This is a genomic window from Leptothoe sp. PORK10 BA2 (assembly GCF_034932105.1).
GTDB lineage: Bacteria > Cyanobacteriota > Cyanobacteriia > Phormidesmidales > Phormidesmidaceae > Leptothoe.
The window spans coordinates 21104-32483 of the sequence record NZ_JAYGIG010000034.1; the positions used below are offsets into that span (position 1 = coordinate 21104).

13 protein-coding genes are annotated in these 11380 nt (G+C 49.8%); 5 read left to right on the top strand and 8 right to left on the bottom strand.

From position 1 onward, the window contains the following. Positions 1-123: 123 nt before the first annotated feature. Both VB741_RS10230 and VB741_RS10235 read right to left on the bottom strand, forming a co-directional pair. Complete coding sequence (locus VB741_RS10230; protein WP_323365072.1) at positions 124-522, bottom strand: hypothetical protein; 399 nt, start codon at positions 520-522, stop codon at positions 124-126. 41 nt (positions 523-563) lie between these two features. Beyond that, entirely contained in the window at positions 564-731 is a 168-nt protein-coding gene (locus VB741_RS10235) for a PCP reductase family protein (protein WP_323365073.1), read from the bottom strand. Between the two features lie 942 nt (positions 732-1673). On the opposite strand from VB741_RS10235, the gene VB741_RS10245 reads away from it, so the two are divergent. The 3 genes from VB741_RS10245 (at position 1674) to VB741_RS10255 (ending at position 4773) form a co-directional block, all read left to right on the top strand. Then, complete coding sequence (locus VB741_RS10245) at positions 1674-2078, top strand: hypothetical protein (RefSeq protein ID WP_323365074.1); 405 nt, start codon at positions 1674-1676, stop codon at positions 2076-2078. A gap of 140 nt (positions 2079-2218) precedes the next feature. Further along, the gene (locus VB741_RS10250; RefSeq protein ID WP_323365075.1) at positions 2219-4111 is read left to right on the top strand and encodes a PhoX family protein; all 1893 of its coding nucleotides are present in this window, start codon (positions 2219-2221) and stop codon (positions 4109-4111) included. Positions 4112-4215: 104 nt separating this feature from the next. Then, positions 4216-4773 (top strand): PEP-CTERM sorting domain-containing protein, encoded by a 558-nt coding sequence (locus VB741_RS10255; RefSeq protein WP_323365076.1) that lies wholly within the window; start codon positions 4216-4218, stop codon positions 4771-4773. A 213-nt stretch (positions 4774-4986) separates the two neighbouring features. Here the strand turns inward: VB741_RS10255 and VB741_RS10260 are convergent, their stop codons facing one another. The 5 genes from VB741_RS10260 to VB741_RS10280 all read right to left on the bottom strand — a co-directional run bounded on the left by VB741_RS10260 (position 4987) and on the right by VB741_RS10280 (position 8443). Beyond that, complete coding sequence (locus VB741_RS10260) at positions 4987-5727, bottom strand: lysophospholipid acyltransferase family protein (protein WP_323365077.1); 741 nt, start codon at positions 5725-5727, stop codon at positions 4987-4989. Positions 5728-5887: 160 nt separating this feature from the next. Next, the gene (gene tadA / locus VB741_RS10265; protein WP_323365078.1) at positions 5888-6385 is read right to left on the bottom strand and encodes a tRNA adenosine(34) deaminase TadA; all 498 of its coding nucleotides are present in this window, start codon (positions 6383-6385) and stop codon (positions 5888-5890) included. A gap of 63 nt (positions 6386-6448) precedes the next feature. Continuing rightward, positions 6449-6781 carry a cupin domain-containing protein gene (locus tag VB741_RS10270; RefSeq protein WP_323365079.1) on the bottom strand — a complete coding sequence of 111 codons (333 nt, stop codon included), beginning with the start codon at positions 6779-6781 and terminating at the stop codon, positions 6449-6451. Next, positions 6778-7116, bottom strand: a complete 339-nt coding sequence (gene yidD, locus VB741_RS10275; RefSeq protein WP_323365080.1) for a membrane protein insertion efficiency factor YidD — start codon at positions 7114-7116, stop codon at positions 6778-6780. The genes VB741_RS10270 and yidD overlap by 4 nt, the downstream gene beginning before the upstream one ends. 460 nt (positions 7117-7576) lie before the next feature. Beyond that, entirely contained in the window at positions 7577-8443 is an 867-nt protein-coding gene (locus tag VB741_RS10280) for an NAD(P)-dependent oxidoreductase (protein WP_323365081.1), read from the bottom strand. A gap of 106 nt (positions 8444-8549) precedes the next feature. On the opposite strand from VB741_RS10280, the gene VB741_RS10285 reads away from it, so the two are divergent. Continuing rightward, positions 8550-9485 carry a LysR family transcriptional regulator gene (locus tag VB741_RS10285; protein ID WP_323365082.1) on the top strand — a complete coding sequence of 312 codons (936 nt, stop codon included), beginning with the start codon at positions 8550-8552 and terminating at the stop codon, positions 9483-9485. Positions 9486-9632: 147 nt separating this feature from the next. Here the strand turns inward: VB741_RS10285 and infC are convergent, their stop codons facing one another. Then, the gene (gene infC / locus VB741_RS10290; protein ID WP_323365084.1) at positions 9633-10142 is read right to left on the bottom strand and encodes a translation initiation factor IF-3; all 510 of its coding nucleotides are present in this window, start codon (positions 10140-10142) and stop codon (positions 9633-9635) included. A gap of 277 nt (positions 10143-10419) precedes the next feature. Between infC and VB741_RS10295 the strand changes: the two genes are divergently transcribed. Next, positions 10420-11067 (top strand): NAD(P)H-dependent oxidoreductase, encoded by a 648-nt coding sequence (locus VB741_RS10295; protein ID WP_323365083.1) that lies wholly within the window; start codon positions 10420-10422, stop codon positions 11065-11067. Positions 11068-11380 lie beyond the last annotated feature (313 nt).

An 11380-nucleotide genomic window follows, 5' to 3' on the forward strand; every position in this document is an offset into this window, starting at 1 on the left:
GTTTTAGAACAGTTTTTCCTTCAAGTTTCCATGCTCGCTTAATATGGGTACTTTAACAAATCTCCCCATCTTTTATGCTACTTGCCTATACAAAACTCTCCCCAACTACTTCCACCGTTGCCGTTATCTAGGATTCGTCACCAGTAATTCTCTCTTCTCATCGGACAACAAAAACCAGCTAACGGTATCTTCTGTTTTCTCCCTGGCAATATAGAGATCAAAGGGACCCGTTTCTTTTTTTTCACGGCTGGTCAGCTGGATCACAGCTTCATAGGTACCCTGGAGATGGAAGGTGTCATCGTCCTGGGCTTCCCGTAGGGTTACCTCTACCTGGCGGAGCTTAAAGTTGGGCAACTGGGGTACTTTCGGTGCTAAATGGGCGATCAATGCCTGCTGCGTATGGGCCATTTTCATGGCTAGCCCCCGCTCTATAACCGACTGGGGGGGCACAGCACCGAAGTCGCCACAGGCCTGTAGCAGCAAAACCAGGCTAAGCAAACATATCCAACGCAAACGAGCCATCTTATCTATCCACAATGGACATTGATTGATCCTAAGCTTGATTATCCAAACTTTTGCTTAGCTTGCTCGTAAACTTCTACGGTTATTTCCGTTACCTCTGCTTCCTGGGCGAATTTCTCAATTTTTTTGCGGGCAGCTGGACGGACAAAAAACGGAATTTCTTTCAAACGGGCTTTGGCTTCGGCGGTCCATTCAATGGCGGTACTCATGGGTGCGATCGCAATAGATAACCCCTCTACTGTACAAGCTCCCCCCTAGCAAAATGAACCTGATGCAGTCAGAAAGGCACTGGTTCTTTGGATTTTTGAGACACAATTTGGCATGGATACACTAACGGAACCTGGCAAACGTTTTACTTTCACAACCTAGAGCCTCTCGTTTATTGTTGTACCTATTTTTATCTTGATATTTTCACAATACCGAAGAGCCCTAGGTATTGCTTCCCTAGTGGTGCAGAGCTTTCAGGACTTTTCTGCACCACTGAGGTTGTTATCCCTATCGTCCTATTCACCGAACTTGAATTTGATTGAGCGATTATGGAAGTTTGTCCGAAATCAATGTTTGCATTCAAAGTTTGTATTCAAAGTGCTACGAAGAGTTTGACGATTTCAAGACGGCGATTGAGGAGTGGATCGCAAAAGTCAATACAACCCACAAAAAATTTCTGGAGACATTGTTATCTTTGAAGTTATCCTTGAACTTTCAGTCCTTTAAAAAAGTTCATATTCTAGGCGTTTAGGCTATAATTTCCGCTGAAGTAGAACTATTTGCAATCCATGCAAAACGAGGAATCAACGTACTTGGCGATTGTATGATTAGATCATCGGCACATTCGTTTTGTTTTCAATCCTTTAACTACTGAGAAACTTCCATTAACCTTCCCTTTACCCACAGCAAGGTTATTTATGGAAATATACGGATAGGGGATAAATGAATCAGCTCACATATCACATGACTGATCTAGTCTGACTTTGAATTACACAAATATGGCCTAATCTACCGTGACTCATCGTCTCTATGCAGGGCCCAGGAAGCTATTTCTGGGCTGCTTATCCCTGGCCATATGTCTTTTGGGAATTCAATGGGTGAGTGGTTCTGATGGATCAGCCTTAGCTAATTTAGCTAATTCAGACGGGCCGGTTCTTCTGGATATGCCCATTTATGATCGCTCATCTAGCGATGACTTAGTTAGTCAAGCTGAATCCATGGCTACCCAAGCGATTGATCAACACTTTAATGCCGATCCCAGCCTGACTGAGATCGAAGTTGTTGTGTTGGGCAGCCGCAATGGTGATGTCATCCCCATCTTGACCACAACGGTTGCCCGAACACAGTGGCAGGAAAATCCACAGGTGAGTGCTTGGACAAAATATTACAGTTCCTATGCGTTGATCCGACGACACGATAGGCCGCAGCCTACCCAGGTTGCCACCAGTCCGTCTCGCCGCTCCACGACCGCTGCGTCGCGCGACATTGCTCCCCAGTTTGATCGACTGTTTGACTCTGGTCAGCTCAGTGGTCGAGCTGTACAGCCCTATGTCGCTTTTGTGGATTAGCTTTCACACATTTTTTGTCAAGCGGAAAAGCTCTCCCATATAACAAAGTTTGGACGAAAGTCTGGATTGGAGGGCTTTATGGTTCAGGTTCATATGTCTTGATGGTGCACCCGTAATCTCAGAGAGGAGATCATAGTTCTATGTCCCACGCTAATCACGATAACAACACCCGTAATCGGTCTAATAACCGCCCTTTTGAAGACATTCTCAAAGCTAGCCTATCCCGTCGTAATGTGTTGAAGCGTAGCGCTGTCATGTCAGCGGCTGGCTTCATGGGTGCATTTGTCGGTGAAAGCCTGTTGGCTAAGGGTGCGGCGGCTGCAACTACCCTAGCTGGCGGTGCCACTGGCGGTACCCTATTGGCTCAAACTACTGGCCTGCTCGGCTTCGCTGCAGTAAAAATTGCAGATGCTATTGCGGATCCGGCCACTCCTACCGTCTCTCCCGACTACGAGTACCAGGCTTTGATCCCTTGGGGTACGTCCATTCAGCCTGGTGGTCCAGAATACAAAGGTGATCCCAACACTCGCCCCACAGCCGCTGAGCAAGCTAACCAGGTGGGTATTGGTCACGACGGCATGTGGTTCTTTGCCAAGAATGGCACCAGCAATACCGAAGGAATGCTGTGCATTAACCATGAATTTGGTGAAAATGCGCACATCCTGGGCAAAGATGCGCCTGAGAGCCTAGAGGATGTTCGTTTATCCCAGCACGCCCACGGGGTTTCAGTGGTTGCCATTAAGAGCACTAACGGCAAGTGGGACCGCGTGGCTAGTCCCAACTCTCGGCGTATTCACGTGAACACTGAGGTTGAATTCAGTGGTCCTGTGGCCGGTAACGCTCTCCTCAAGAACACCGCTAACAATCGCTTCCAAGGCACGCTCAATAACTGCGGCAATGGTTATACCCCTTGGGGCACCTACATCACTTGTGAAGAGAACTTCAACGGTTACTTTGGTTCCTCCCAGGGGGAGGCCTTTGTGCCTAACGAAACTCAGGACCGTTATGGCTTTAGTGCGACTGGCTTTGGCTACAGTTGGGAGCTATTCGACGATCGCTTTGACCTGTCTAACCCCAGCTATGCCAACGAGCATCACCGCTTTGGTTGGATTGTTGAAATCGATCCTGAAGATGGTTCCAAGAAGGCTGTTAAGCGTACAGCCATGGGGCGCTTTAAGCACGAAGCTTGTGCTTTCGCAACGGGGACCGGCGGTCGCATTGTGGGTTACATGGGGGATGACGAGCGCTTTGACTACTGCTACAAGTATGTGTCTCAAGCTAGCTGGCGCTCCATGCTGGCCCGGGGTTTGAGTCCCCTGGACTACGGTAAGCTCTACGTTGCCAAGTTCAAAGAAGACGGCTCCGGTGAATGGCTGGAGCTGACGATTCGTAATCCTCAGCTAAAGGCTAAGTTTAAGGATCAGGCTGAATTGTTGGTATTTACCCGGGTGGCAGCTGATATCCTGGGGGCTACTCCCATGGACCGTCCCGAGTGGACCACGATTGCTCCCGACGGAGCTATCTTCTGGTCTTTAACCAATAACAGCAATCGTACGGAGACAGGGCCTGGTAGTCCCTTGGCCCCTAACCCCGATGGCCACATCCTGCGCATGGTGGACAGCAACAACCACACAGGAACCAAATTTACCTGGACTATTCCTTTCATTGCGCAGGAGACTCACGAAGATGGTGATGAAACTACCTTCAGTGACCCCGACGCCCTCTGGTCAGACGAAGATGGTCGTCTGTTCATCGGTACGGATGGTGGACAGAAGAAGGGGCTCAACAACCAGATGTTGGTTGCGAACCCGGCCACTGGCGAAATCCGTCGCCTGTTCACAGGTGTTGCAAGTGATGAAGTCACGGGTTTTGCCTATACTCCCGATCGGAAGACTCTGTTCACAAACATCCAGCATCCCGGTGACGGCGATCCCACCCTCACCAACTTCCCCGCCCCCACGGATGGGGTGACGATTCCCCGTGATAGCACCATCGTGCTCACCCGTAAGAACGGTGGCATCGTGGGTTCATAGTCGCTGAACACTGCTCTGTTTTGCTTGGAAGCAAAACAGAGCAGTCATGGGGGATTTGACGCAGTTTTAGTCCATTGCTTTCATTTTTTATTGATCATAGAACTATGAAAAAGATTGTTTTTGCTGCTGCTGCAACTTTGGGCATAACTGCCTTTGCAGCCCCCGCTCAAGCCGCGAGTTTCCGCTGGAATATTGACTATACTGGCTTCTTCGCCGATGGTGCCTCCATTAACGGTAGCTTTATTGCTGACGAGACGGCTGCTACTGATGGTTTTGTATCCACTGATGAGTTTGACTCTTGGATATGGACCTTTAACAGCGCAACAGAGGTTGTGTCTGTGTCTTCTGCCGACAGTGGTGCTGAGATTCAGAACTTTTTTGGCCCCGCTGGTTTCTTTGTTGACGGTACGGCTAATGTAGTTGGGGATGATGCGTCTGAGGGGGTTTACGCGTCTAGTTCAGCTGTGATTGATCTTGACTTTCTCTTGGTCGATACCTTTGCGTCTGGTTCCATCACATCCTCTGCTACGGGCGATGTGACTGTTTCCGATGCTATTTCGGTCTCCGATCCTGAAACTGTTCCTGAGCCTGCGACTCTATTGGGCCTTTTTGCCTTAGCGGGTGCTGCTGCTACGGCTAAGCGCCAGAAACAGGCTGCTTAAGTTACCACAGTTAGGTCTAGGGAATTGAAAGGACTTTAGATTTAGCATTAACCCCTGGGTGTCATTGATGCCCGGGGGTTTGTTATTAAGTCTGCCCGTGGGAACTAGCAATAACCGTTAGAGTAGCGTCAACTTAGGCCCAAACCATAACCATGGTTCTACAAAACATGGGTCATGATTCAAGGCTTTGACGATACAGGTGCTAATTCTACCCTAGGCGACTAACTCTAGGGGGTACTCAATATTGACGTGGGCCAGAGACTCTAACGCTTGCTTAAGGTCGGAGGTCAACTCCATGGCCTGCTGCTTGCCGGACCCCGAAGCTAGGTAGTTGGTAACTTCTAGGGGCTGACCAATGCGTATCTCGACACTGCTGCCCAGGCTGGGGCGCGGATGGTCATAGTCAAAATAGATCGGCAGCACCTTAACCCCTAAACCTGGGGTGGATTGTTCGGCCTGGAGGGCCAATCTGGCTAGACCAGGCTTGAGGCGCTGCACCTGCTTTTCACGAAAAATATCCCCTTCGGGAAAAATCACTAGGGTTTGTTGGTTGCGGAGCAGCTGCACACCGTGGCGCAGGGTTGCGATCGCAGGCCGTCTCACATCCACCGGAAATCCCCCCAGACGTCGAATTGCCCAGCCCTGTAGCCCGAAACATTCATCGGCAGTGACCATAAACCGCAGATAGCGCCCCGTGGTCTGATGACCCACCAGACCCACCAATAATGAATCCCACCGCGAGCGATGGGTCGGAGCAAACACAACGGGACCACTGGTGGGAATATTTTCCTGACCGGTGATGCGAATAGTCTTAAAGAAATTTGGCAGCACCAGGTCTTCACCAATTTTGTACGCCAGCGGAGCCAGCCAGGGCGACAGCGTCGACTGACAAGGCCCATGAATAGCTTCTGGTGTAGGCGATTTATGAAGCAAAAATTGGGGACTAAAGGCCATTAGCAGTGCCGAGGAAAATGAAGAACACACTCAAATCGGAATCTAGATTTCGCTAGCGTCGCTCATGCATGAACCATGTGCTCAACGATACTCAAGTCCACATTGGTATACATACCATAAACCCTTGGTCAGTTCAGATACGCCCTAGTAGGGGACAGTTTCACCGCCGTCTCTGCCGAAACCAGTTTTGTAACTGCTGCTGACAAGAAGATGCGAGAATTCCCCCCTGTACGCCTAGTTTATGGTTAGACGCCGGTCCATCCGGCACATTCAAGACAGAGCGTACCGCCCCAGCTTTGAGATCATCTGCGCCATACACTAGTAAACCCAATCTGGCGTTGACAATTGCCCCCGCACACATGGGACAAGGTTCTAGAGTAACGTAAAGACGACAGTCATTCAGATGCCAGTTTTGCAAATGTCGTCCAGCCTGACGCAGGGCCAAAATCTCTGCATGGGCCGTGGGGTCATGATCCCGCTCGCGGCAGTTAGCCGCTTCGGCAATTACCTCATCGTCAGGACCAACCACCACCGCCCCCACCGGCACCTCTCCCGCATCCCCAGCCGCCTCGGCTAGCTCCAACGCCCGCAGCATCCAGCGACGATGGTTGAGATAAACAGGATTATCCAGCGGCGGCGGCGGCACATTGAAAGGCATCTATAGCTGAGTGAGAAAAAAATAAATGGGGAGGTTTGGGGAAGCTGCGTGGGAGGAAAAGATTCAGATAATCCCAAAATAGGTCAGAATCAGAGGATTTTCCCCTATATTTTTGACCTCATGGACATCCCCAGGTGCTACCAAAATACAAACCCCTGGGGTCAGGAGCTGATCGACCCCGTTAACGGTCATGGTGCCAGTGCCCTCTGAGACCAAGAATACCTCATGCATATCTGAGTGGGCATGGGCTGGAGCCACCTGTCCAGGGGCAAAGGTCGCCTGGGAAAAGTTAGTCAGGTGGGGTACATCCCCAGGCTGTAACATCACCTTTTTGCGAATAGCGGCATTGTGGGACACACCCTGGTCCAATAGTTCACTTAGCTGTACTCGTTTCATTTGGCCTTACCTTGAGCATCGTCTATGGGTTGGGCAGGGGCATCGACAGACAATCTGTTAGAAATGATTAAATCCCGCAAGTCCGTTTGACCCACCATGGAGATAGCAGGGACCGGATCGTAGCCACCTTCGTGCCAGGGATTACAGCGGGCAATACGTTTGATCGCCATCCAGCTACCACGCCAGGGGCCAAAACATTCTATGGCCCCTAGGGCATAGGCTGAGCAGGTGGGGGTATAGCGACAGGTGGCCGGCAATAGCGGTGAGATCAGAATTTGATAACCGCGAATGACTGCCTTGAGCACCAGTTTCATAAAGTTTGGAACGATTGGCATGGACTATGCACTGATTTAGATTGGTTTCGTAAGCTAGGCAAGCATTCTTCCCTGGCAATCTAAATATTTTCTATGGTTATACGATTGGAGAATGGCATAACCTGCAATCTACTGATATGAATTAAGAATTTCCATTCAGTACTAATGTACTATTAAGCGTCATATGCAGCTCACAATATGCAGCTCACAAATAGTCTTTATTCGATTCTACAAATCTTTCAATTCCTCCCATTAGGACAGATGTTCTTGAGGGGTGCCAACTCAAAGCGGGTCGTTTTCCTAAGGATAGTATTCAGAAGGCAGGAATCAGGGCCTCACTGGCTTCTGGCCCCGGATTTCCCACCTAGCCAGGATTTCCCGGCTTAAGTTAATACCCCGAAAAGCAACTGTCTTGAGTGAAGCTGTGAATCACGGATTAATGGAGCCATGGAATCAACAGTGAGCCAGATATTCCGGGACATTACCTCACATACAGTTGGGCTATTCCAGCAATGTTGTCTGCGCCATAGCCTGACTTCTGAGCTTGTTGATAGATCTGTCGAACCGCTTCAACGACGGGAACGTTAGCCTCAAGTGACTGGGCAAACTCTTGAGCATAGCGAAAGTCTTTTTCCACCAAGTTAATGGGAAATAGCGGTGCATAGTTTTGGTTGGCCATCAGGGCACCAATACCCTTTAGTGCAGCGCTGGTGGTAGGCATTTGATTCAGCCAACTGATGGCAATCTCGGAGGACATGCCTGTTTTTTGCAACAGGCCCAGAACTTCCCCTAGGGCGGCTACCTGAATGCCAAAAAGGGTATTGATGGCAAGCTTTAGGGCCATACTGGCGGTGGCATCACCCACAGGATGAATGACCGCCGAATGATTTTTGAGAATGGATTGCACCGCGTCCAAGGTGGCAGCATCGCCGCCCACTAGTTGGATCAGTTGGCCGGCCTCAGCTTGGGGACGGGAACCGATGACGGGGGCAGCTAGGAATGGGTGACTGTGAGCGGCCATTTTTCGCGCTAGCTCACAACTCCAACCAAGGGTGAGGGTGCTGTATTCGAGGGCTATGGCCCCCTGCTGTAACCCAGCCATGGCCCCAGTTTCCCCATTCAGCCACACCTGACGAGAAGCTTCGTCATTCGCCACCATGGCAATCACCACCTCAGCTGCCTCAGCCGCTTGCTTGGGTGAATCATAGGCCGTTGCCCCTTGCTCAACCAAGGGCTGACAGCGGGCGGGTGTGCGATTCCACACATGGAGGGAATGTCCGGCTGACAATAGTTGTGTCGCAATGCGGGCCCCCATGGCCCCCATGCCTAAAAATGCAATATCAGTCATGGCAGTGGTGAATAAACTACCTGCATCCTATCCATGCATAAACTGACAATAAATACTTAAAATATCAACAGACTCATGCAACTTACGCACGAATGGATCTACAGAAATGGATCTATCAGCCTTGGAGCTCTTTATTGATGTGATGCAGCAGCATAGCTTCGCTGCGGTGGCCCGGAGTCGGAATATTGACCCATCGTCGGTGTCGCGGGTCATTGCCAAGTTAGAGCGGGATTTGAACATTCGCCTATTCCAACGCAGTACGCGTAAACTGCAACCCACCGAAGCGGGGCAGCTTTATTTTGACCGGGTGTTTCCAGCGGTGACTGAGTTAACCGTGGCTCGACAGCAGGCGATGGAGGTGAGTCAGACGCCTCGGGGCACGTTGCGGGTGACGGCTCCGGGGGTGTTTGCCGAGAAGCAGCTGACACCTTTGTTGCCGGAGTTTGCTCGGCGTTATCCAGAGCTGCGGGTAGAACTCCTGTTGGTGGATGCCTATTTGGATTTGATCGCTGAGCGAATTGATGTGGCGATCCGGGTGGGAGCACTGCGAGACAGTACCTATCGGTTTCAGAAGCTACGATCGATAGAGTTTTTTATCTGTGCGGGGCCAGGATATTTGGCCGAGCATGGTGTGCCAGAGAGGCCTGAGGAGATTGTTGATCATCGCTGTTTGCTGTTTCCCCGGCGGGATCATAGCTTGAGTTGGTTGTTTAGGGATGAGGCTGGTGCGATAACAGAAATGCCGATTCAAGGGCAGTATTTAATCACGAATTCAGCAGCCATTAGGAACTGTGCTGTGGCCAATATGGGTCTCACACTACTGCCCGACTGGCTAATTGAAAAAGATATTGCAATAGGTCAATTGGTCCGACTCTTCAGCCGTTACACTGTCACCGCCACTGACTTTAATAGTGGCGTATGGCTGCTCTATCCATCCCAAGGGTTTATTTCTAGGAAAACTCAGATTTGGATTGATTATCTAGGCGATAATTTGCGATCAAACATTCACGATATTGACAGAGATATGCGTGTAGCGCAGTGAAGTACAACAACATTTCTCACACATTTTCTCACACATTTTCTATAGCCTCTGTCATTATGGTGGAGGCCTTTTTAGAAAAATAGGGACATATTCCAACGATAATGTTGGTATATGCCCCCTACAATGGGATTCAATTGTCAAACGATTCTACGAAGGCGAAAGGAAGAGAGTCAGCGCCCGTCGATCAAAGGACTGGACCTTACCAGCACTTTCTAAGTCGTCAACCACTCTTTGCAGTAGATCAGTGGCGCGATCGCGATGCTGATGCTCCCGACCTCTTAAACGCACAAGGAACTTAACCGAATCGCCCTTACTGAGCCATTCAGTCGCGCGTTTTACCCGCAGTTCATAGTCCGACTCACCAATATTGGGTCGAAACTTTACCTCTTTAACCGACGGACGAGACGTCTGCTTTTGCCGCTTGCTCTGCTGGTATTGCAGTTTTCCATGGTCCATCGCCTTAGCAACTGGTGCGCCTTCTCGCGGCTGAGAAACCACTACCAAATCAAGATTGCTTTCTTTCGCTAGCTTGATAGCATCGGCCGTGTCGATGACGCCATGGTTTTCACCCGTTTGGTCGATGAATAGGACCTGGGGGTCCTTAATATTGCGGTTTACAAGAGGCTTCTGTTTCTTAGTGATAAGACGGGTCTCCAGACTTACAAATTATGCCTATCATCATAGGCCAGTTTGATTGTTTCGGCATCGATCTGTCGAAACATGTCTGCAAATGGCCAGTTATATGCATGATTATGTTAAGAACTGACAAGTTAGGGCCGGTATAAACTGCCGCATCAGGGTGCAGGCAAACTGATCAGTCAGTGGTGGTAAGGGTTGCGATCGCACCCCCATTAATTCTTACTATAGGTATTCCAGTTGCGTGTTGAATTTACCTCATACCTGCTATAACAGCCATGTTGTGTCGGTATTTTCCATGACAGCTCCAAATTTTTCCAGTGCCTCTGTCCTAGACGCACTCAACTGGCGTTACGCCACCAAAATGTTTGATGCCAGCAAAAAAATCCCTACCGATACCTGGTCAGCCTTAGAGCAAAGCTTAGTCCTAGCTCCTTCGTCATTTGGCCTAGAACCTTGGAAATTCTTCGTGGTGGATGACACCGCCGTGCGGGCCAAACTGCTAGAAGCATCCTGGAAGCAAGCCCAGGTCGTCGAGGCCTCCCACCTAGTTGTACTCGCTATTAAAACCGGTCTAAGCGAAGCCGATGTGGATCGCGCCATGGCCCGTACAGCCGAAGTCCGGGATGCATCCCTAGAGTCCCTCCAGGGCTTTGGCAATGTGATCAAAAACTTTATGAAAAATGTACCGGATGTCGATGGCTGGTCCACCCGTCAGACCTACATTGCCCTCGGTCAGCTGATGGTCAGTGCCGCCCTGCTGGGCATCGACACCTGCCCCATCGAAGGCTTTATGCCCGCTCAGTACGATGAAATCCTCGGACTATCTGAAATGGGATACCATTCTGTCGTCGTTTGTGCCGCCGGATATCGCTCCGAGGCAGACAAATACGCCCACCTACCGAAGGTCCGCTTTCCTGTAGAGGATAAGGTTCAGCATATTTAGGACGATATTTAGGGCGACATTATATTTCAGCGACAAACTAGCTGCAAGGTAAATTTCGCTGATAGAAGAGGGCACCTCGGTTAATTCAATTTTGTTAAAAAAGACTCACTTTATTGAAAATAGCGAATGAAGTTCCAATGGTTTCAGACGTTGTTTTTGAGGTCAAGGCAATTAATAGAGGTGCCCCAGGGCAAACGCATACGTTTCTTAACACGCTATATGTAGCGCAAGCAGGCGTTCACGACACTAATGTTCATCAGCTTTTTCTCAATAAGACTCTTCTTAATGACACTATTCTCAATAAAATGGCCAA

What these genes read in the sequence shown, in the direction of transcription:
- tadA (WP_323365078.1), bottom strand. Translation starts at nt 6,385, where the DNA reads ATGCCTTTCAATGTGCCGCCGCCGCCGCTGGATAATCCTGTTTATCTC.
- VB741_RS10235 (WP_323365073.1), bottom strand. Translation starts at nt 731, where the DNA reads ATGAGTACCGCCATTGAATGGACCGCCGAAGCCAAAGCCCGTTTGAAA.
- VB741_RS10255 (WP_323365076.1), top strand. Translation starts at nt 4,216, where the DNA reads ATGAAAAAGATTGTTTTTGCTGCTGCTGCAACTTTGGGCATAACTGCC.
- VB741_RS10260 (WP_323365077.1), bottom strand. Translation starts at nt 5,727, where the DNA reads ATGGCCTTTAGTCCCCAATTTTTGCTTCATAAATCGCCTACACCAGAA.
- yidD (WP_323365080.1), bottom strand. Translation starts at nt 7,116, where the DNA reads ATGCCAATCGTTCCAAACTTTATGAAACTGGTGCTCAAGGCAGTCATT.
- VB741_RS10245 (WP_323365074.1), top strand. Translation starts at nt 1,674, where the DNA reads ATGCCCATTTATGATCGCTCATCTAGCGATGACTTAGTTAGTCAAGCT.
- VB741_RS10270 (WP_323365079.1), bottom strand. Translation starts at nt 6,781, where the DNA reads ATGAAACGAGTACAGCTAAGTGAACTATTGGACCAGGGTGTGTCCCAC.
- VB741_RS10295 (WP_323365083.1), top strand. Translation starts at nt 10,420, where the DNA reads ATGACAGCTCCAAATTTTTCCAGTGCCTCTGTCCTAGACGCACTCAAC.
- VB741_RS10230 (WP_323365072.1), bottom strand. Translation starts at nt 522, where the DNA reads ATGGCTCGTTTGCGTTGGATATGTTTGCTTAGCCTGGTTTTGCTGCTA.
- VB741_RS10285 (WP_323365082.1), top strand. Translation starts at nt 8,550, where the DNA reads ATGGATCTATCAGCCTTGGAGCTCTTTATTGATGTGATGCAGCAGCAT.
- VB741_RS10280 (WP_323365081.1), bottom strand. Translation starts at nt 8,443, where the DNA reads ATGACTGATATTGCATTTTTAGGCATGGGGGCCATGGGGGCCCGCATT.
- VB741_RS10250 (WP_323365075.1), top strand. Translation starts at nt 2,219, where the DNA reads ATGTCCCACGCTAATCACGATAACAACACCCGTAATCGGTCTAATAAC.